Raw genomic sequence first — 20,508 nt, forward strand, 5'->3', positions numbered from 1 at the left:
GGCATCATGTAAAAATAAGTTGTACAAAATTTATTTGGAATAGCTTGCTAAATCTAGCTTTCGCACAAAAATTGTTCAGGTTATTTTTACACAAATCCTTAGTACCGCAAGGCGAAATTCAAAATTCAAAATGACGCTCGCGGACTCGCTCTAAGCGAAGGCGTTGCCTCTCGTAGAGAAGGCTTTACGCTGCGCTAACAAAATTCAAAATTCAAAATGAATACAGCATAAGCGTTTCATTGATTTAGAATGGGTGGTTTATTTACGCCTTGCGGTACTAGTGTTCTAGTTTACCTATTGCTCATGATAGTTCCGGCTCAATCCCCCATCTACATAGAACGTTGCGCCTGTGATGTAGTCAGCATCGGCTGAGGCTAAGAAAGCAACTATAGGCGCGATATCCTGTGGTTTGCCTAAGCGACCCAAGGGAATGTTTTTTAACAGCGCTCCTAATTTTTCGGGGTCATTTAACAGCTTACTATTGATTGGTGTTTCAATTGCTCCAGGAGCCACGTTGTTAATTGTAATTCCCAGAGGGCCAAGTTCAACTGCTAGGTTACGCATCGTCATCTTTACACCGCCCTTGCTGGCACAGTAAGCAGTGAAGTGGGGGAATGCTATTTCCTCATGGGTAGAGCTAATATTGATGATTTTGCCGGTTCGCTTGGTTTCGATGAAGTGCTGCACTATCGCTTGAGTGGCGAAAAATGTCCCTTTGAGGTTGAGATTAATCACTGCATCATAGTCGGCTTCGGTGATATTCCAGAAGTCAGCATTCCGACCGTCGATACCAGCGTTGTTCACTAGAATGTCTAACTTGCCAAAGTATTGAATACCCTGGTCTATAAGTTGACGGATGTCGCTAATTACACTCAAGTCAGCTTTAATAGTTAAGCCTTTGCTGCCAGCAGCTTCTACTTTAGACAGAGTTTCTTCAGCGCCTTCGGGATGAGAGCGGTAGTCAATCACAACATCTGCACCTTGTTCAGCAAGATGTACAGCAATAGCTTGGCCAATTCCTCCACTACTACCTGTTACTAAAGCTACCTTACCTTCTAGTTTCTTCATTAGCTTTCTCCTTGTAGAGTATTTTGATGTTTTCAGGTCTTATAAAAAAGGAGTCAGAATTTTGGATTCTTCTTGAAATCTATTGATGCTTTTGCAGATGTGGAACTTTAACATTTTTAAAAATACAACGATAATTGGGAACATGAAAAAGTTTGCCTGTCAAAACTTCGCGTTCACCCATAGCTATCAGTTGAAAAACTCCCACAGCAGTTAATGCACCTAGTGGAGATGCAATACAATAAAGCCATTGATTTTGCCAAGACCATGCTAAGAAAGCAGGCCCAATACTGCGTGCTGTATTCAAACTAGTGCCAGAAATGGGCGCTCCCAACCAAACCATAGTTGCCACTAGAAGCCACACCATTAAAGGTGTCCAACGCAATAGTTGATGATGACTCAAGAAAATAAAGATAGACAACACTAACATAAATGTCATGAAAACTTCAGCTAGAAACACATACCACAAGGGATAACCTATTCCAGGTAAAGTGATACAATAATTGACGCTGATCAGGTAATTTCCCCACAAAGCTAATGCTAAAGATGTGCCAAGAATTGCGCCCAGAAATTGACCAAAAATATATCCAATTAAGTCCTGTTTATGCATTTTGCCTTGCATCCAGAATGCCAATGATAAGCAGGGGTTTAGGTGCGAACCACTCAGTTTCCCTAAAGGGGAAATGCTAAATAATGCACCACTTCCAGCAAAAATGAGACCATTAATTAATAAACGAGGACTCACTGCTGGGATGAGATGCTCCATAGGCAAACCTTTGCCAAAATTGAAGGTGATTATGCTGAATCCGACCAAGAGATTGAAAGCAGTTCCTAACAACTCTGCACCATATTCAGACCAATTTAGAGTTTTCCAATTTGCAAAAGTATTCATGAGTTTCTTTCTGGCGATCAACAATTAAGCTTTATACAGCAATTCCATTAAGGTTTTGAACAAAGATTAGCTACTTCATTAAGGATTTTTATTCTCAACTTGTTCATCTCCTATTAAGAAATGCTGTATATAGTTAAGTTGAAATTACCTCAATTGATCTGCAATGGTGGTGGATTATCCTGATCGACATATCCTTGGCTGATTTCAACAATATTACCATCTGGATCGGATACCCAAACCGTGCGCCACCCAGGAATAAAGCTATCAAAGTTGAGTGGGCCAAGGGTTACTTTTGCATCTTTGCCGATTTCAGCGAGTTTAGCATCAACATCATCAACCTGGAAACCAAAATGACGCCAAGCCGGATAGGTAGGCCCATCTTGGCTGGCTAAAGGAACAGGGGTTTCTCCCTTTGCTTGGAAGAGTTCAAGGTACATATCACCCAATTTCAGAAAGACAATTTGCTCATTATTGCCAATTGGTGCAACCCTTGCTCGCTTAAAGCCGAAATATTTCGTGTAGAATTTTTCAGTTGCAATCGGATCTTTGCAGCTGATTGCCATTTGTGAAACTTTTAACAAAGCCATTACTTCAGTCCTTGCTGACACAAAAAAGTGAACTTAGTTACGCGTATGACCCATCGGGATACTGAATTACACCAGCAAAGTGAACAGCGATTTTGCGATCGCGCAGCACCCAGTTATCATAGAAACTTACCTCGCCAACATCGCCATTGACACTTCTGGTCTTCAAGCTTTCGACTATCATCAGCGTGTTCTCGGTTTCAGCCCACTGGTCAAGCTTGACCTCAAAATCTTCTAGACTGAAGATGCGGCTTTCAAAGAACTCTTTGAGTGCTTGACGACCACGCACATAAATCGGTTTGCGGTTTTCGGTCAAGGTGCTAATAAGCAGGACATCTTCAGCATATTGGTTGAGTAAACCATCTACATTTTTCGCTTTAATAAAACCGATATGCTCTTTATAAAACTTGCCCAATGGAGATGTAGGTACTTCTGTTTTAGTTGTTCCTGCATTTACATAAGTTTTATCTGGATACTGAATTACACCAGCAAAGTGGATAGCGATTTTTCCATTTTGCAAAAACCAGTTATCGTAAAACTCCACACTACCGACTTCACCAGTCTTACTTGTGGTTTTTAGTTCTTCCACCATCATCAGCGTATTTTCAGTTTCAGCCCATTGGTTAAGCCTGATTTCAAAATCTTCTAAACCAAAAATACGACTTTCAAAGAACTTTTTGAGTGCTTGACGACCTTGTACGTAAAGGGGTTGGCGGTCTTCAGTTAAGGTGCTAATGAGCAGAGCATCATCAGCATACTGATTGAGTAAACCATCAACATTCTTAGCTTTAATGAAACCGATATGTTCTTTATAAAGCTTGCTGATGGGAGAAACAATCAATTGTTCTATTGGTGTACTCATGGTAGTCCTATATGTAGAGGATTAAGACTGAAGGAAGTTATGGCGACGGTAGGAATGAAGGTGAGCAGAACTAAGGTGAACTCGTTTGTAGTTAGGGCTAGTTTCTAACTACAAACAAGCGCGTAGTTTACCGCCGTAGGCATCGCCTAAAATTTGTGCTATTCTATTAAACCCAAAAACCAAAATGATAAGCAATTTGTCCATTACGGATAGTCCAGGCATCGCCAACTGATACTTGACCAAGTTTGCAGTTGAATTTTGCTTGAAAAAAAATAGCGTTTTCTGCTTCTGTGAAATCTAGGGATTTGATATCTATATATTCAATTGTTTTTAGGTAGTCGTGAAAGAATGTTTTAATATTTTCACGCCCATTAATTGTGATTGGTGCAGGTGTATTCTCAAAGCCATTAAAGAAGGTGATTAACACAGCATCTTTTGCATAATCCCTATCCACCATTTCATCGATTTTTCCGGCAGAAATAGTTTCTATATGTTTGTCAAAGAATTGCCGTCCGGGTGAAATTGTTGAAACCGTCATTTTTCTATCTCCTGTAATTGTAATGGAATTTATGAGTATGGAGCGCTAATCACTACACATAATTATTTTTGTCGTGGTTATGTGCGCCCCAAAACTTAATTTCTTGGCGGATGTCTGCAATCGTATTTAAAGACGGGCAGACCCTTCATAGTAACTAAGTGAATCAACAATGTAGGTTGCAATCACTGGCTTACCAGTGTAAGGCGATCGCTTGACTATCCAAGTTTGATAAGCATCTAAAATAATGCGTTGACTTTTGGCTGCTGGTGGATTCCACACGCTAGCTTCCCATTTGACGATAACTTGAACGCTCGCCTCGTCTCCTGAAGGCTTAACGTTGACTTGCTTTAATGTATGGATTTCATCAAAGAAAATTCCGATAACGCGCTCGTACCAACCTTTAAATCCATCAAAACCATAAACTGTAGCTTCAGGAAAGCGCATTTCTAGACCTTCTTCAGCTAGAAAAGGAATATATTCTTCCAGTGGAGCGTGAACATCTAATTTTAAATACCAGTCCGTTGCCAGTTGCTTAATTTCCGAAGCTGTTAAAGGTGCTACGTTAGTTACTGTCATGATTTTTTCCCTTGCTAATAAGTCAAAATTTCAGCCGACTATTGACCACACTTAACACCAATTTTTGTACCGACAATTTCATTTGTTAGTACCAAATCAATCAAAAATGGGCCATTGTGATCCAATGCTTTTTGGATAGCTGGAGCAATCTGATCTGGCTTCTCTACCCGAACAGCTTGAACCCCTAAAGATTTTGCTAATTCAGCGAAATTGATATTTGGGTTGCACAAGTTAAAAGAAGATGGGTAGTCATGCTCTGGTATTTCCTGCTCGCCCCAATAGTGCAGAATGTTGAGCTTCAAGATTTGATAGCTGTGATTATTACAGATGACAAATTTGGCATCTATATTGTGGTGGGCAGCAGTCCAGAGGGCTTGGATAGTATACATACTGCCGCCATCACCCGTGAACCCAAATACAGTTTTATCTGGATTAGCCAACTTAATACCGATCGCTCCAGGAATACCAACACCTAGCGAACCGCCTCGTGTTTGGAAATATTGTCCTAGTTTTGTCGGTGGTATGTACCGACAAAGTTCGGGAGAATTGGTAATGGCTTCATCGAAAATAATTGCATCTGCTGGCAAATGGGCAGCTAATTCTTCTGCAAAACGAGTCATGTGCAGAGGTACTGAATCCCGAACCGCCTTGTCAGCTTCCAATCGAGCCGCCGATTCCCGCTTCTTGTCCTCAGCTATCCGGCTAGCCCTAAGAGAAGCCTCTTGCTTCTGTTCAGGTGTCAGAGTTGACTCTAGGGCAGTGCTTAATTTGCTAAGGCTAGTTTTCGGATCGCCAAGCAGCCCCAGATCCACCGGAAAATTCTTCGCTATTTCGTAGGTATTCAAGTCAATGTGAATTACTTTCGCTGACCGGGCAAAAACTCCAGACAGCGCCGGAAATACCTCTGGAAAAACGTAGGTGCCAGTAATCAAGATTACGTCTGCTTGTGATGTAATACGACGGCTATCATCCCCAAACATGTGACCTAACAACCCTCCGAATAGAGGATGTGTGGCACTCATATTTGCTTCCGATGAATCTGCTCCCCAAACTTGTGCGCCGATGAGTTCGGCTACATCTGTCAACTCAGCTTGGGCATCGGAAAAAGCTACACCATCGCCCATAATGATCAGGGGATGTTTAGCAGCAGCCAATAAATTTGCTGCTGTTGCCAGTTGGTCGGGTTCGGGCGCAACCCGTGTCATTGGAAAAGAAGTTGGGATAACTTCTTCATAATTAGGAGCATCAAGGATATCCATCGGCAGGGAGACGAACACCGGCCCCATAGGCGGCGTAGCAGCTATTTTGATAGCTCGGCGTAGCACACGTAACAAAGAAGAAGGATCGACTACCCTAGTTGACCATTTTGTTACAGGCTTGGCCATGCTGACCAAATCTGCTGCCATTTGGGCATCCATCGCATCGTAGCAGATACCAGCTTCGCCAGCCAGTACTACTAATGGTGCATGACCACGCATGGCCTGATAAATCATCCCGATGCCATTGCCTAAACCCACTCCGCTATGGAGTTGCACAATAGTAGGCTTTTTGGTGGCGCGGGCATAGCCATCGCCTGCACCTACTGCGATTGTTTCTTGCAATGCAAAGATATACTCAAATTCTGGATAATAGTCTTTTAACGCATCTAGGAACCCCTGCTCAACAGTGCCAGGGTTGCCAAACATGTAATTTATACCATCTGCCAGAAGTTGTTCGATCATTGCAAACCGACCATTTCTGTTAGCCATCAAAGGCTTCTCGTTGCTCTGTCTGGTCAAGCTTACCATCCGTACCGCCTCAGTCCTTTATCCAGAACTTCCACTACCTTTTGACCAGTTGTATAAGAATCTGCGGTAGACCGACCTGTGATAAATGGATAATCAACAATCACGGAGATTTCTTTGCCAAAATTACCGTGATATGCTCCATCTGGGCCGGTGGCATCTTGGAGAATATACTCTAGAGGATAGGGAGGTGGTCCCATATTAATGTCAGCGCCGACAAATCCTGTGCCATCTTTGTAATCATATTCCTTGCAATGACCTGTGACATGCTTACCCCAAATAATGCTCTTGCGGTCTGCTAAGTCACGAGCAAAAGCGAGACAAGTTACACCGTAGCATTCTGCTGCGATCGGCTTACCTTTTTTGTAAAAGCTGAGAATCAGGTCGTGAACCCGATGGTTATTTACTAAATCAACAATAGGGCCACTACCACCGACTATCAGTAGAGCATCGTATTGTTCCAAATCCTTCTGCACTTCATCGAGTGCATTGTTGTAGGCTTCCATTTCCCGGAGGAATTTTTCAGCACTCCAGTAAGGGCGATCAGGGAACCATTGTAACAGGATGATTGGATTGTCCAGTCGTGGATTCTTAGGATCTTCCAAGCGCTTGACTTTTTCCGCCATCTCCTGGGATACAACTGTCCGACCTAAAGGTGGGTCGATATAAGTAGGGTCCATGCTAGGAGGGAGCGCTACTGGCCTTTTCCCTGTTGCAGTTGCAAAATCAACCTGATACCCCGCAGCATCGAAAGTTTCTAAGGGGCCTACTAGCTCTTCACCCCAATAACCCCATTCTGATAGAATTGTTAGAATCTTTTTCACAAGATTGTCTCCTAGTGATAAATATGTTTTCCAATAGTCAGCTTGCAACTCTCAGTCTTGAAACAGAGGAAGTGGGCCTTCTACTTGAGAAACGATTAGTGGCAACAGATAACTGTTGAATTTGTTCGGTAATCGCATCAATGAATGGTTCAACCTCGTGTTTTGAGCGACCAGTAACAAGGTCGCCATCCACCACAACACCTGTAGGTGATGTTGTATAAACTGCACCAGCATTGAGAATATCTGCAAGGACAACCTCATGGCAGATAACTTGTCGGTCTTTGAGTAATTCAGGTATTGGTGTCAGTATCCAAAGACCGTGGCAGAGTGCGCCTTTAATAATCCTGGGATTTGCCATTGCCTTGGCGTAAAACTGTACAGCCGGTGAAGTACGAACTTGTTCAGCACTAATTGGCTGACCTGTTGGTGGCTCAAAGTAACGCAGACGCACGCTAGTATAGTTAGCGGTCATAATCACAGCCGCGTAGTCGTTAACATCTACGTTTTGAAAATCAATGTTTACATCTATTGTTCTAGGCGTATTGCCCGTATCTTCATCACTGAAAAAACGAACGCTCGGCTGATTCCAGAGCCTAGACATCAGATGTACCGTTGCTTGAAGTTCTGAGAAGCGTTTTTGATATGCTTCAATTTCTTCAGGGATGAACTCACTTTCTAGAAGAATTGCGATTTTTTTCCCACCAAGGGATCTAGGTATCATATTGGTTCAATATTCCTAGGGTCACTAGATTCTTAAATTTGGAATGTACGTGACTTATTCTTAAGCCTTTAGCAAAAAGTTTAGAGAGACTAAAACATAAATACAAGGGTGAATGTTTTGCAGAAAGGTTACTTTTTTTATTGACTAAATTTTATGTAAATTTAAAAAACCTAAAATAAAATCACAATGGTTGATTTTTCGTTCTAAGGTTGTATTATTTTGGTAATTCCGGCTCGACAAATACTCATAAGTACCTTTATACTGTAAGTAATAATTTAGAATTAATAAAAATTTAATACTCAAAAACAATAAGTTCCAGAAAATAAATAATCATATTATATTTTTATCAATTCTGAGTTTTGACTTTTGATTGGTAAATTATGTGTAATCAGAATTTTGCTCCCACTATCAATAATAATTGGCAATTTTTCACAAACTTATTTCGACTTAACTATGAATTTAATCAACCAAGAAATTTATTACAAGCTGGAGTTAATGCGAAAGGCTCTGAGCGAAACTGGTGCAATGGGCGTGCGATTGCGCGGTTCAGATTGGTTCGCTTGGGCTACTGCTGGTGGTTCTAACACAGTGCTACTCGCTAGTGAAACTGGAGTAGCGGAAGTTTTGGTAACTGCTAAAGATGCCTGGATATTGACTGATGAGATTGAAGCTCAACGCTTACAGGATGAAGAGCTTCCGGGTAGAGATGAGTCGTCAGATCGTCTTTACAAACTGCACATTAATCCTTGGGCTGATAAGGTTGCCCGCGAGTCTTTCGTGCGTGAGGGCACAAACGGGGGAAAGATTTTGAGTGACATTCCTACTACCCATGAAAGCTCATTACCTCTGTCACTCATAAATCAGAAGCGGGTGATTCTGCCAACAGAACTGGAGCGCTATCGGCGAGTAGGGCGTTTAGCAAGTGAAGCCATGACCGAAGTACTTTTGAAAGCCCAGCCTACCTGGACAGAGTACCAACTGGCCGGAGCAGGTGCAGAGGCGTTGTGGTCAAGAGGGCTACATCCAGCTTTGACGCTAGTCGCTGGAGAAAGGCGTCTGCCGCTATACCGTCATACCACGCCCAAACAAGAGGCGTTGGGACGTGCAGCAATGCTGGTTTTTTGTGCACGGGGATACGGTCTATATGCGAACCTGACAAGATTCGTCTTTTTTGGTTTGGAACAGGCCAATGCAGAGACACGAAATTTCGCGTCTCTGCATTCTCATGTCCATAAGATTGAAGCTGAAGCTTTGAACTTGTGTGTTCCTGGCAGGCCTATCAACGTAATTTATGACGCGCTTGGTCAGGCTTATGAGCAGCATGGTTATCCCGAAGCAATTCGCCAACATCATCAAGGAGGAACTACAGGCTATTTATCTCGTGAAATCATCGCTAATCCAACTACGAGCCAAAATTTAGTGGAAAACACGGCTGTAGCCTGGAACCCAAGTTTACCAGGAGCAAAGGTTGAAGATACTTTCATCATCCAGAAGGATGGAGGGCTAGAAAACCTAACTTTCGATCCAAAGTGGCCAAGCGTGAAAGTTGAAGGACGCGATCGCCCCTTACCATTAGAAATTGACTAAAATTAAGCCAGCCGCAAGCCTTTTAATGTAGTATCAATTGGTCTTGCGGCTAGTAGTTCGCTTTCGTGACTTGGCGGGGTAAAGGGTAAGGGGGAAGGGGGAAAGGTTTTAAATCCCTTACCCTTTCCCCTTTCCCCTTTCCCCTTTCCCCAGCCTGAAAAAGCGCATTTTTGGGTTGGCAGACTACTAGTTTGTTCTAATTTTATCCGATGTCGTGAGTCAAAATAATTCGTAATTGATAATAACACTATCCTCAATTACGAATTACGTTAGCGTAGCGGGGCAAAGCCCATTACGAATTATTCAATCGCCCTTCCATAAGTTTCAGTCATTGCTCTGAGGCGATCGCTAACCTCTGGCGTTAAAGCTGCGGACTGATATCGCCAACCCCAGCTACCTACAGTTTTGCCAGGAAAATTCATCCTAGCTTCGGTGTCCAATCCCAAAACGTCCTGTAGAGGAATAATTGCCTGATTGGCTACAGAACTCAGTGCCAATCGAATCAAATCCCAATGGATTCCAGACTGACTCTGACAACCTAAATAAGCCAAGACTTGTTCTTTTTCCGAGGGTAACAATTGATTAAACCAGCCAACTGTCGTGTCATTATCATGAGTACCCGTGTATACAACACAATTAGACTGATAATTGAACGGTAAAAAACGCTTTTCAGCGGAAGCATCGCCAAAAGCAAACTGTAAAATTTTCATGCCAGGAAATTCAAATCTGTCTCGCAGAGCATATACCTCTGGCGTAATTTCTCCCAAATCCTCGGCAATAATTGGCAGGTTACCTAACTTCTGTTTGAGTACCTCAAAGAAAGCCTCTCCAGGAGCTTCAAGCCAGCTACCATTCATCGCAGTTGTTTCGCCCTGCTTTACAGCCCAATAAGCTTGAAATCCCCGAAAGTGATCGATGCGAATCAAGTCTACATAATTAAGCATGGACTGGAAACGTTGCACCCACCATTTGAAGTTTTCCTGCTGTAGCCGCACCCAGTTATAGACCGGGTTACCCCAAAGCTGTCCAGTCGCGCTGAAGTAATCTGGTGGTGTTCCTGCCATTAGTGCTGGTTCACCTGTCTGTTCATCAAGGCAAAAGTTACCGGGATTAGCCCAAACGTCAGCGCTATCGTGAGCCACATAAATTGCGATATCTCCTAGTATCTGAATCTCGCGCTGGTTAGCATAGCGCTTCAGTTGCGACCACTGCAAGAAAAACTCAAACTGTAGATATTTATGGTAAAAAACTTCATCTGCGAGTCGCTGCTGCCATTGCTCAATCGCTTCTGGTTTGCGTTGAGCGATCGCCATGTCCCAAATATTCCAACTAGCGCCATTGTGGGCATCCTTGAGTGCCATAAACAAGGCATAATCATTTAGCCAGTAAGCCTGACTCTGACAAAACTCCTGAAATTCCTGTTGCTGACTTGATGTTGCACTAGTTTTGAAGTTTTTACAGGCTTTTTGCAATATTGGTATCTTTGTTTGGATAACCTGCGAAAAATCTACTCTTTCAGTGGAAAATTTTGGTAATTTAGTGAAATCTTCAGCTATCAAGCCCTTGCCATACAACAGTTCCGGGCTAATTAACAGGGGATTTCCAGCGATCGCTGAATAAGAAGCATAAGGAGAATTACTATCCCCAGTAGGCCCCAATGGTAATATCTGCCAAAGCTGTTGTTTACTTTCTACTAAAAAATCAACAAAGCGATAAGCTTCCAATCCAAAGTCACCAATACCAAACTGACTAGGAAAAGAAGTAGGATGTAGCAAAATCCCGCTTGTTCTGGGAAAAGGCATAATAAACCTCTATTTTAAGAAATGAGAATAAAACAAATGACAGAACTGACTAGCACAGGATTACGAGCCTATCCGAACTATCTCAAGTGAGAAACTAACAAAACTAAAATTTGTTGTGACTAATTATAGTGCCTTCAAAAACCCTAAAATCTTGATAAATATTGGTTTTAGGATATGTATAGACGCTTTTAGCGGCTTGCCGAAGGCATCGCAGTTTAGGTAAATGAATAAAGTCGAGCTAAGTGGTATGGCCTTCATAAACGCTGCTGACTGGTTTTATGCAGAACTCGAAGAAGTATAACTTTTTGATCTACGATCTAAGATTAAGAGGTATAAAACATAGATGCAAAGGTTAATGTTTCGTAGAAAGTTTGTATTCTTTTGCTCTATTTTTTGGAATTAATTGCTCACTAAACATAATTCTCTCAATCCCAACCTTTTTAATTTTTTTAATCGATTTATCACTATATAACTATCAAAATAAGATTACCCCACATCATAACTCATTCTTAATTTAGAGAGGATGAGATGAAAATAAATAATAAGTAAACTCGAAAAAATGCAACCTTTAACCAAAAATTTAACCATTGCCGTCATGTTGTATATTTTATAAATTCTTTCATGGTTAGGTTATATCTGATGCAAGCCAACTTTGAGTATTAATACGTCTTTGTTTTTTATAAAAAATATTTTCCTAAAATGAAATACTTGGTAAGTTGAATTTCCTTGTAAGTTTACCCAGCCTTTATAGTAACTCTCAAAAAAATAAATTTTAGCTTTAATTTCCAAAGCTAGTCTGTACAACTACTTTTAGAAAATGTCTAATTATGAAGTGGGGAATTTATGGTTCACAAATCTTTTAGTCGCCGTCATTTCCTTCAAGGTGCCACTCTATTCAGTGCTAGCGTAGTAACTTCAGTACTTACTTCTAGTCGTACTGGAGCTACTATTGGCGATGAGTATTCAGAGGCTGTTGTTATCGGTAGTGGTTATGGTGGGGCTGTTGCTGCTCTACGTTTGGGACAAGCTGGTATTCAAACATTAGTATTAGAACGCGGTCGCCGTTGGGAAATCCCATCTCAAAATAATCAAGACGTTTTTGCAACTTATCGCAAGCCTGATGGTCGAGCTGCTTGGCTTAGTTCGACAACTTTATTCGGGGATTCTGTAGATACATATACAGGAGTTTTAGAAACTTTAAGAGAATACGGGGCAACTCCTTTGTGTGGTGCTGGAGTTGGAGGTGGGTCACTAGTTAACAATGCTGGTGTTGTAGTACCCAAAAGTCGTTATGTATTTTATCAAGTCTTTCCTCGCTCAATCGACTATGATGAATTGCTTGATGTTTACTTTGCTCGTGTTCGTAAAATTCTGGAGCCAAGCCCCATTCCAGCAGACATTTTAGCTACTAAATACTATGAATCAACCCGGTTATTTCAAGAATATGCAACTAGGGCAGGATTTGCAAATTATTTAATAGACTTGGCTGTTGATTGGAATGTAGTTCGTGATGAAATAGCTGGAACCAGAGTACCTTCTGCAAGTATTGGAGAAATTTGGTTTGGCTGCAACAGTGGAGCGAAAAAAAGTCTAGACCGCAACTACATACCTTTAGCAGAGCAGACTAAATATGTTGAGATTATGCCTCTGTGTGTAGTAACGGCAATCTCTCAATTACCTCACGAGAAACTTTATCGAGTTTCATACAATCGGATAAATACTTCAGGACAAATTCTTGAAACAAAAACTATTACCTGCCGCTATTTGTTTTTAGCTGCTGGCTCCATAGGCACTTCCAAACTTTTGGTTAAGGCTAAAGCCACAGGCAACTTGCCTAAGTTAAACGAGCATATTGGTAAAAATTGGGGAACAAATGGGGATACCATTGGCCATCGCTCAAATTTACCACCTATCAAGGATTTAGGAGGATTTGCAGGTGCTATTCTTGAACACTATGATAATCCTATAAGTCCAACTATCCTCATGAATTATCCACAATGGAATAATCCTATAGGATCGCAAGAGTGTCTTGGTATGGGTATACCGAAAGCTAATGGGGTCTTTAAATACGATGCAAGCACAGAATCTGTGAACTTATACTGGCCTTCATACCTTAATAGCAATAAACAACATATAGATGCTACAAAGCTTACGTATAAAATCCTTGATGATGCCAATTTTAAAGATGGGAAACAACCCTCAACAGAGTTTGTTTACCAGAATGTTGCTCATCCTTCAGGAGGAGCTACTATTGGCAAAGCCTGCGATCAATACGGGCGGGTATTCGGTTATAAAGGGCTTTATGTCGTAGATGGTGCGCTTCTTCCTGGTTCTGCCGGAGGTGCAAATCCTTTCTTAACCATTGCAGGTTTAGCAGAGCGGGCTATGGAAAACATTATCCCAAAAATTAAACACGGAGACTGGTAAATACTTAGTTTATTACCTAAATATTTATCTTTCCGGAGTAAAAATAGAGTTTACTGGCGTTTCTTTTCATCCTAAAAACTTCACAATGTTATTACTGCTAGCTTTGAATCAATATTTATAAACGAAGATTTTAAAGCTTAAAGATTGACGCTGTAAGTTTTTAGTTCATAAAAGTACTCAATTATTGCAATTAACTAATTCAGGATATAGAGATGCTTAATAATTTGTATACTCGTCGTCGTTTTCTTCAAAATGCTGCCCTTTTCGGTACTGGTTTAGCAGTTTCAGTAGGAACTCCTATTTATCGGACAAGTGCTACTAGTAATTATGAGGATACAGAAGCACTAATTATAGGTAGTGGCTTTGGTGGGGCTATTGCATCTCTACGTTTGGCACAAGCTGGTATTCAAACACTAGTATTGGAGCGAGGTCGTCGTTGGAATATTCGCTCTGATGGAAACACTTTTGCTAATTTCCGTAATCCCGATGGTCGAACTGCTTGGCTAAGTTCAACAAATTTATTTGGTCAGTCTGTAGATGTATATACAGGAGTTTTAGAGACTTTAAATGAAGATGGTGTTACTGTTTTAGCTGGTGCCGGTGTTGGTGGGGGTTCTCTAGTTTACAATGCTATTATTTACCAACCTAATCGCGAGTTATTTTATCGAGTTTTTCCTCGTTCAATTAGCTACAAGGAAATGGATGAAATTTACTATCCTCGCGTTCGTTCAATGTTAAAGGCAGCACCAATACCAGACGACATTTTAAAGACTGATTATTATGAGACAACACGATTTTTACTGGAAAACGGAAAAAAAGCAGGCTTACCTAGTCGTTTATTAGATTTAGGTGTTGATTGGGATATAGTTCGTCAAGAAATTACAGGAGGAAAGATTGCTTCTGCTATTAATGGTGAACATTGGTTTGGTATTAATAGCGGAGCAAAAAATAGCCTTGACCGCAATTACTTACTTCAAGCAGAAGAAACTGGATTAGTAAAAGTTTTACCTTTACATATAGTCACAGAAATTTCGGAATTACCGCGACGTGGTTATCGAGTTAAATGTCATGAAATTAATGAAAGAGGAGAAGTAATTCAGTCAAAATCTTTTACCTGTCGCTACTTATTTTTAGCAGCTGGTTCAATGGGAACTTCTAAACTTTTGCTCAAGGCTAAAGAAAAAGGCACATTATCCAGGTTAAAACCTAGTGTCGGACAAAATTGGAATAATAATGGAGACATGGTTGCCCAACGTTCAAATTTACCAAAGCCTGTGATTGGTAGAGGGGGTCCATCAGGTGCCGTTGTGGAAAACATTAGTAATACTCAAAATCCGATTAGTCTGATGAATTTGGAAGATTGGTCTGGTGGCCCAGGAACACAAAGGTGTTTGACTTTAGCTATGACAAAACCAAAAGGATTTTTCACCTACGATCGCTCTACAGATAATGTCAAGTTACACTGGCCTGAAAAAGAAAATAGAGATGCTTTATTAGCTGCAAAAGTTACTTACACAAGTCTTGATGGTTCAATTAACACTCCTACCACAACACCAACAACAGACATTAGTGCCTCTATCTGTGCCCATCCTTTAGGAGGCGCTGTTATGGATAAAGTGTGCGATCAATACGGTCGGGTATTGAATTATCGGGGTTTGTATGTTGTTGATGGTGCGCTAATTCCTGGTCCTACTGCATGTACAAATCCATCCTTGACTATTGCAGCTATAGCAGAACGCTGTATGGAGAAAATCATTGCTGAAGATATTCACAATGGAAGATATTCTCTTCAAAGAAACGGTGATTCTCAGTTTGTAGCAGCTAGGGATTAGCGAAATCTAAATTGTAGACATGACTGCGTTTTTAACATTTCGCTCGTAAAAGGATTTCCTAGTATTTAGGTAAAAAAAGCAACTCTTTTGATTCGTTATAAGCTAGCACATGTAAATCTACAAGCAATGAGAAATAGTTATTTATCCCTTGCTCAAGGTGTAAGCATCCTTTGTCTAACTTTACAAAGCGCTTCTGTGCTGGCTCAAACATTACAACCAATTGACAGTTCTGAGCCAGTTGTCAAACCTACTGTTTTAGAAGTACGACCCAGCGTCATTGAAGTGTTGGAACCTACTCCAGAGATAGTTAATCTGCTGACTCAAACTGCGGCTAAAGCCGTTCCTGAAGATGAGATTGCCCAGACACTTTCTTCTAAGGCCCAAGTTACTTCTGTGAGCCAACTTGCAGATGTGCAGCCTACTGATTGGGCTTTCCAGGCACTCCAATCTTTGATTGAGCGCTATGGAGTTATTGCAGGCTATCCTGATGGCTCTTACCGAGGCCATTCAACTATGACCCGTTATGAGTTTGCTGCTGGAATCAAAGCAGCACTTGAGCGAGTACAAGAGTTGATTGCATCTGGACTAGAAACGCAAGTAACCCGCGAAGACTTGTTAACATTGCAACAACTGCAAGAAGAGTTTGTGATCGAACTGGCAACTTTGCAAGGTCGTGTAGACAATCTAGAAGCTAATACGGCAAACTTAGAAGCCAATCAGTTTTCTACTACCACCAAGCTGACAGGGCTAGTTGTAACTGCTGTTACTGGAGGGGGCTTTAGTGGCGATCGCATTATCGATCCCAAAGGTGCAGAAATTGCTAATGAAAACCTAAATGCTACTTTTGTTTATCGTGCTTCCCTAAATCTTAATACCAGTTTTAAAGGAACCGATCTACTGCTAATTCGTTTGGACACAGGTAGCGCTCTAGGAAACGATAATGCCGCCGGATTTTTGGAGCCTAATTTTGGTAGTGCCTTAGATTTTTCTTATCGCTCAGGTGTCAATGACGATGTTCTGATCGCTCGTCTGTACTACAGCTTTAACCTGTTTGAGGACTTCAAAGTAACTGTGGGTCCAACAATTACTACCACAGACTTCATTGACAAAAATAGCTACGCTAACCTGGGCTATTTTGACTTTTCTACTCTGGCATTAACCAATAACTATGTTCTTCTGCCCTTTTTAGATTTGGGAGCTGGGGCAGTTATTGAGTGGAACCCAGGGGCAGGGGCATTTACAATGCGAGCAGTTTATGTAGCTGGAGATGCTGCAAACCCCAACCCTAATAGCCAAAGTCTTCGTCCTAGTGTATCGCCTTTAATTAACTTATTATTTCCCGATGGGGATGGTAGAAGCGGGTTGTTCAAAGATCCTTATCAAGGCACCGTTGAACTGGAATATTCACCCTCTAGTGCCTTCGCCATACGCCTCCAGTACAGTGGCGGCAATCTATTTGATGGTCGATTTGATGTCTTTGGGGCAAATGTTGAATTAGCGCTCTCGCCACAACTGGCTATCTTTGGCCGTTACGGCTATGGGAGTTACAATGACACAGATTTTGGCGATATTCAGCCCACTTACTGGATGGCTGGGCTTGCGTTCCGAGACCTTCTTGTGCCAGGCACTTTGGCTGGTATTGCCGCAGCTCAGCCTTTTATTGAAAGTGCAGTGGGCAACGCCACACAGACTAACATCGAAGCGTTTTTGAATTTCCCAGTTAGCGACAACATTCGGATCGCACCTTTTGTACAAATTATCACTAATCCTGCCAATCAGGAAAGCAACGGTACGATTGTTACAGGTAGCTTGCGGACAAGCTTCTTCTTTTAAAAGATTTAATAGAGTAGACTTCAAGGCTTAGTTAAGAGATTGTAAACGCTGTTTACAAGATTATCAACATCTACCAAGAAACCCACACAAAGATTCAAATGGCATAAATATAAAATGCTATTTCTATAAGCAAAAATTCACTTTAACGCAAGAATTGTTTGGATAAAATAACAACCAAAACATTGAAATCACTCAAATTTAAACAACACTCTCTTTTGCCTGTGAGCTATCAAAAACTACATTAAATTATTTTTGTCGGCTTATTTGAGTAGATTTTGAACACATATAGGATGTTAATTATTTAAAACCCTTAAACAAACTGGATTATCAATTCCCGGGCAAGTCTAAGGAACAAATAAGCGATTTAAGTACCTAGTCAAAATTAATTCTGTACTCACTCTTTACTAAATAAACGAGTAAGTGTAAGCACTTATGTATTTCATAAAACAACTGCAAAAAGAGGTTTTTCTATTATGCGTAAATTTTCTTTGATTGTTTTGAGCTGTGTACAAATTTTGCTGCTGGCTTCTTGCCGTTATACCACCAAAGACGTCATATCTACCTCTGCAAAGACAACACAGTTCGCAAATGCAGCTGTAGCTGCTAACCCTGAAGTAATACTGCCACCAGCATATATCATTTCACCAATAAAGGTTATACAAAGTGACAAATACTCCGAGGGAATTGTCTTAGATGGTGCGGGTAACCTCTACTTTTCCCAAACTAAAGCCGGGACAATCACAATTTTAACTCCTGAAGGACTTACTAAAATCTGGGCTAGAGTCCCAGGTCCGAACGGTCACAAGATCGTGCCAGATGGAACTCATATTGTCGCTGCCCAAAACTCCGTATTGCAGCTAGATGCCAATGGTAAGCTTCTGAAAGTGATTGCGAAAGAATTTAATGGCAACCCCTTGCAGTATCCTAATGACATTACTATTGATTCACAAGAAGGAAGTTTTTACTTCACTGACTCCGGCAAATCAAATTCTGAAACTCCAAATGGCGCTATTTACTATGTGGATTCTAAAAGTAAAATTAACTTAGTTGCTAGTGGATTAGCTTTTGCCAATGGCATCCACCTGACTCCAGATCGGAAACGACTCTTTGTTAGTGAAAGCAATAAGAATCAAATTTTAGTTTATAACGTACTTTCACCGGGAAAACTGAGTTCACAGAAAGTATTTGCTGAACTTCCTGTCAAACAGGGAGAGCAAATCGACAATCAGCCCGACGGGATATGTCAAGACGCAATGGGGAACCTCTACGTGGCTCACTATGGTATGGGTCAAGTAGAGGTTCTCGATCCTAAAGGCAAGCTGATCCGTCGATATTCAACTGGTAATCTCACCACTAGCAACTGTGCTTTTGCAGGCCCGAACCTCGACCAGCTATTTGTGACTGGCGGCATAAAAGCAGAAGACGGTTATGGAGGGATATTCCGTCTAGATATTGGCGTGCCAGGATTGGACATCCGGCCCAAGCCGAAAGGCTCATCATTAGAAGAAAGATAGACTTTACCCAAGTTAATAAGTAGGTGGGCAGGAAAGTTTATAACTATGTAACGAAAACTTAGCCAGAGCGATTAGAGTCAAATTTAACACGTTGTGTACTGTAGTTACCTTTTTCGCCTCTAGCTTTGACACCATCAATCACAGCGTAAGCGAGGTCTAACTCATCATCGAATATTTGCCCACATAGTTCATCTTTTTTAAGGTGCTGCCACTCCAATTCAATTGGGTTCATCTCCGAACAGTATGCAGGCAAAAAAAAGATGTACAAACCCATCTGTTCCCACTTCGACCATAGCTGAATGGCACTAAGAAAAGCGCAAATGTATTATTTACAAGGGTTTCATCACTTTGGAAAAAGTAGGCTAATAAAGCAGTGATCGCAAACTGAGAGTTGCAGATTATTCTGATTCTTGACCTTAAAACTACAAGTTTCCTAAACCTCTTACCAGGCAATTATTTCAGCTTTTCTTAGTGCCATTCGACCATAGCTTTTGCACGTCTTTACATCGATGTATTGGTCCGTTATCTTGTACAATTACTCTGACGCGTCCAAGCTTGTGAGCTTCTTGGGCTTCTCGTTCCATCATTTGGATGTAGGACTTGCGGTCAACACCGCCAATTACCAAACCGTAAACAAAACTAATTATTGGTTGAAGAAACCCGATAATACTTAATCTAGGACCACGACGCAATGTGAAGTTCTAAACGTTTTTGCTCGCCCTGAAAGTAATAAGTGTAGCTAGGTTCGCTCCATGCACAAAAGCCTGATTCATCTAAATACTTAAGGTCTATTTCTCTAGTAGCAGCAGATAATTCCAACATATCTAGATCGGCTTGTTTGTTGGATCGGGCTATGGGGTTTTGCTTCCCTTTATGACTTTTTCTTGTCCGTTTCCAATTGACCCCCTTTTTTTGAGTACCCGTCTTAATCGATCGGGACTCAGTTTGATTTGGCGAGCACTTTCTAATTTTTGGGATAATTGATGGCTGTTGTAGGTGCGTGGTTCTTTTTTAAGGCATTCTTCCAAAAATACTATATCTTGTTCCTTCCACTTCGCTTTTCCTCCTCGACCTGGTAATTCCCAAAGACTTTCCAGACCAAGTTTTTGCCATTTATGCAAAACTTCTCTTACTGTTTGTGCAGTCCAGTTAAAGTGAGCAGCTATTTTCTCGACATACCAACCATGTGCGTTTAATCTGATTAGCTCTGCTCGGTCTTTGACTTTCTGTGGTACATCCACAGTTCTCAGTTTTAACAGGGTTTGGTCTTGCTCATACGTCAGGAATACCCTTAAACGAGCGCCCATATTATTTGTTACTAAGTAAATATATTTTCCGTATTTACTTATCTTAACATAGTTAGATTTTTCCCCACCTACCTACTTACTTCGGACAATTTTGAGTTGAGAGAATCGACAAGAAAGCTATCAAACCATTAAGGTGCTGATTAGAATAAACAAGCACCGGATTGTCCGGAGTATTGTCAAAATATAAAGTCGATAAAATTAGGATTTTTTTATAAAAATACATCTTATGTAAGTTCTAAATAGGCTTATATTCAAAAATGAATACACCAATCTTAAAACACATATTTTATCATAATTATCAGCAGTGTTTAATAGCATTTTTTCTAACTTTATAATCAGCTACTTTAAATTGGATCTCTA

18 protein-coding genes are annotated in these 20,508 nt (G+C 41.0%); 5 read left to right on the forward strand and 13 right to left on the reverse strand.

Translation table 11 applies throughout. The features are described 5' to 3' along the window. Nucleotides 1-294 precede the first annotated feature (294 nt). The 9 genes from H6G26_RS29835 to H6G26_RS29880 all read right to left on the reverse strand — a co-directional run bounded on the left by H6G26_RS29835 (nt 295) and on the right by H6G26_RS29880 (nt 7,846). Nucleotides 295-1,068, reverse strand: a complete 774-nt coding sequence (locus tag H6G26_RS29835; protein ID WP_190733972.1) for a glucose 1-dehydrogenase — start codon at nt 1,066-1,068, stop codon at nt 295-297. A 79-nt stretch (nt 1,069-1,147) separates the two neighbouring features. Continuing rightward, on the reverse strand, nt 1,148-1,957 hold the full coding sequence (locus H6G26_RS29840; protein WP_190733974.1) for an MIP/aquaporin family protein: 810 nt from the start codon (nt 1,955-1,957) through the stop codon (nt 1,148-1,150). 149 nt (nt 1,958-2,106) lie between these two features. Beyond that, nucleotides 2,107-2,544, reverse strand: a complete 438-nt coding sequence (locus tag H6G26_RS29845) for a VOC family protein (RefSeq protein ID WP_190733976.1) — start codon at nt 2,542-2,544, stop codon at nt 2,107-2,109. A gap of 37 nt (nt 2,545-2,581) precedes the next feature. Next, nucleotides 2,582-3,403, reverse strand: coding sequence for a nuclear transport factor 2 family protein (locus H6G26_RS41885; RefSeq protein WP_199327148.1), 822 nt, complete (start codon nt 3,401-3,403; stop codon nt 2,582-2,584). 166 nt (nt 3,404-3,569) lie between these two features. Further along, complete coding sequence (locus H6G26_RS29860) at nt 3,570-3,941, reverse strand: nuclear transport factor 2 family protein (protein WP_190733978.1); 372 nt, start codon at nt 3,939-3,941, stop codon at nt 3,570-3,572. A 126-nt stretch (nt 3,942-4,067) separates the two neighbouring features. Further along, a complete protein-coding gene (locus H6G26_RS29865) occupies nt 4,068-4,517 on the reverse strand; it encodes a hypothetical protein (RefSeq protein ID WP_190733980.1) in 450 nt (149 codons plus the stop codon). 38 nt (nt 4,518-4,555) lie between these two features. Beyond that, complete coding sequence (locus H6G26_RS29870; RefSeq protein ID WP_190733982.1) at nt 4,556-6,265, reverse strand: thiamine pyrophosphate-binding protein; 1,710 nt, start codon at nt 6,263-6,265, stop codon at nt 4,556-4,558. A gap of 32 nt (nt 6,266-6,297) precedes the next feature. Next, the gene (locus H6G26_RS29875; RefSeq protein WP_190733983.1) at nt 6,298-7,125 is read right to left on the reverse strand and encodes a type 1 glutamine amidotransferase domain-containing protein; all 828 of its coding nucleotides are present in this window, start codon (nt 7,123-7,125) and stop codon (nt 6,298-6,300) included. 37 nt (nt 7,126-7,162) lie between these two features. Then, complete coding sequence (locus tag H6G26_RS29880) at nt 7,163-7,846, reverse strand: DJ-1/PfpI family protein (RefSeq protein ID WP_190733985.1); 684 nt, start codon at nt 7,844-7,846, stop codon at nt 7,163-7,165. Nucleotides 7,847-8,299: 453 nt separating this feature from the next. On the opposite strand from H6G26_RS29880, the gene H6G26_RS29885 reads away from it, so the two are divergent. After that, nucleotides 8,300-9,433, forward strand: coding sequence for a M24 family metallopeptidase (locus H6G26_RS29885; RefSeq protein WP_190733987.1), 1,134 nt, complete (start codon nt 8,300-8,302; stop codon nt 9,431-9,433). A gap of 299 nt (nt 9,434-9,732) precedes the next feature. Here the strand turns inward: H6G26_RS29885 and malQ are convergent, their stop codons facing one another. Continuing rightward, on the reverse strand, nt 9,733-11,235 hold the full coding sequence (malQ, locus tag H6G26_RS29890) for a 4-alpha-glucanotransferase (protein ID WP_190733989.1): 1,503 nt from the start codon (nt 11,233-11,235) through the stop codon (nt 9,733-9,735). Between the two features lie 843 nt (nt 11,236-12,078). Here malQ and H6G26_RS29895 point away from each other — a divergent pair. The 4 genes from H6G26_RS29895 (at nt 12,079) to H6G26_RS29910 (ending at nt 18,841) form a co-directional block, all read left to right on the forward strand. Further along, complete coding sequence (locus H6G26_RS29895; protein ID WP_190733991.1) at nt 12,079-13,662, forward strand: GMC oxidoreductase; 1,584 nt, start codon at nt 12,079-12,081, stop codon at nt 13,660-13,662. Between the two features lie 212 nt (nt 13,663-13,874). Further along, complete coding sequence (locus H6G26_RS29900) at nt 13,875-15,494, forward strand: GMC oxidoreductase (RefSeq protein WP_190733993.1); 1,620 nt, start codon at nt 13,875-13,877, stop codon at nt 15,492-15,494. A gap of 126 nt (nt 15,495-15,620) precedes the next feature. Then, a complete protein-coding gene (locus H6G26_RS29905) occupies nt 15,621-17,327 on the forward strand; it encodes an iron uptake porin (protein ID WP_190733995.1) in 1,707 nt (568 codons plus the stop codon). A gap of 473 nt (nt 17,328-17,800) precedes the next feature. After that, nucleotides 17,801-18,841, forward strand: a complete 1,041-nt coding sequence (locus tag H6G26_RS29910) for an SMP-30/gluconolactonase/LRE family protein (protein WP_190733997.1) — start codon at nt 17,801-17,803, stop codon at nt 18,839-18,841. 58 nt (nt 18,842-18,899) lie between these two features. On the opposite strand, the gene H6G26_RS29915 is transcribed toward H6G26_RS29910, so the two are convergent. From H6G26_RS29915 to H6G26_RS29925, 3 genes are all read right to left on the reverse strand, one after another. Then, the gene (locus H6G26_RS29915) at nt 18,900-19,115 is read right to left on the reverse strand and encodes a transposase (protein ID WP_199327150.1); all 216 of its coding nucleotides are present in this window, start codon (nt 19,113-19,115) and stop codon (nt 18,900-18,902) included. Nucleotides 19,116-19,299: 184 nt separating this feature from the next. Beyond that, nucleotides 19,300-19,533, reverse strand: coding sequence for a transposase (locus H6G26_RS29920; RefSeq protein ID WP_190733999.1), 234 nt, complete (start codon nt 19,531-19,533; stop codon nt 19,300-19,302). Nucleotides 19,534-19,692: 159 nt separating this feature from the next. After that, a complete protein-coding gene (locus tag H6G26_RS29925; protein WP_190734001.1) occupies nt 19,693-20,148 on the reverse strand; it encodes a helix-turn-helix domain-containing protein in 456 nt (151 codons plus the stop codon). Nucleotides 20,149-20,508: the final 360 nt, after the last annotated feature.

This window comes from Nostoc sp. FACHB-888, assembly GCF_014696655.1.
Classification (GTDB): Bacteria; Cyanobacteriota; Cyanobacteriia; order Cyanobacteriales; family Nostocaceae; genus Nostoc.

What these genes read in the sequence shown, in the direction of transcription:
- H6G26_RS29860 (WP_190733978.1), bottom strand. Translation starts at nt 3,941, where the DNA reads ATGACGGTTTCAACAATTTCACCCGGACGGCAATTCTTTGACAAACAT.
- H6G26_RS29870 (WP_190733982.1), bottom strand. Translation starts at nt 6,265, where the DNA reads ATGGCTAACAGAAATGGTCGGTTTGCAATGATCGAACAACTTCTGGCA.
- H6G26_RS29915 (WP_199327150.1), bottom strand. Translation starts at nt 19,115, where the DNA reads ATGGGTTTGTACATCTTTTTTTTGCCTGCATACTGTTCGGAGATGAAC.
- H6G26_RS29895 (WP_190733991.1), top strand. Translation starts at nt 12,079, where the DNA reads ATGGTTCACAAATCTTTTAGTCGCCGTCATTTCCTTCAAGGTGCCACT.
- H6G26_RS41885 (WP_199327148.1), bottom strand. Translation starts at nt 3,403, where the DNA reads ATGAGTACACCAATAGAACAATTGATTGTTTCTCCCATCAGCAAGCTT.
- H6G26_RS29910 (WP_190733997.1), top strand. Translation starts at nt 17,801, where the DNA reads ATGCGTAAATTTTCTTTGATTGTTTTGAGCTGTGTACAAATTTTGCTG.
- H6G26_RS29880 (WP_190733985.1), bottom strand. Translation starts at nt 7,846, where the DNA reads ATGATACCTAGATCCCTTGGTGGGAAAAAAATCGCAATTCTTCTAGAA.
- H6G26_RS29885 (WP_190733987.1), top strand. Translation starts at nt 8,300, where the DNA reads ATGAATTTAATCAACCAAGAAATTTATTACAAGCTGGAGTTAATGCGA.
- H6G26_RS29845 (WP_190733976.1), bottom strand. Translation starts at nt 2,544, where the DNA reads ATGGCTTTGTTAAAAGTTTCACAAATGGCAATCAGCTGCAAAGATCCG.
- malQ (WP_190733989.1), bottom strand. Translation starts at nt 11,235, where the DNA reads ATGCCTTTTCCCAGAACAAGCGGGATTTTGCTACATCCTACTTCTTTT.
- H6G26_RS29840 (WP_190733974.1), bottom strand. Translation starts at nt 1,957, where the DNA reads ATGAATACTTTTGCAAATTGGAAAACTCTAAATTGGTCTGAATATGGT.
- H6G26_RS29865 (WP_190733980.1), bottom strand. Translation starts at nt 4,517, where the DNA reads ATGACAGTAACTAACGTAGCACCTTTAACAGCTTCGGAAATTAAGCAA.
- H6G26_RS29925 (WP_190734001.1), bottom strand. Translation starts at nt 20,148, where the DNA reads ATGGGCGCTCGTTTAAGGGTATTCCTGACGTATGAGCAAGACCAAACC.
- H6G26_RS29900 (WP_190733993.1), top strand. Translation starts at nt 13,875, where the DNA reads ATGCTTAATAATTTGTATACTCGTCGTCGTTTTCTTCAAAATGCTGCC.
- H6G26_RS29905 (WP_190733995.1), top strand. Translation starts at nt 15,621, where the DNA reads ATGAGAAATAGTTATTTATCCCTTGCTCAAGGTGTAAGCATCCTTTGT.
- H6G26_RS29835 (WP_190733972.1), bottom strand. Translation starts at nt 1,068, where the DNA reads ATGAAGAAACTAGAAGGTAAGGTAGCTTTAGTAACAGGTAGTAGTGGA.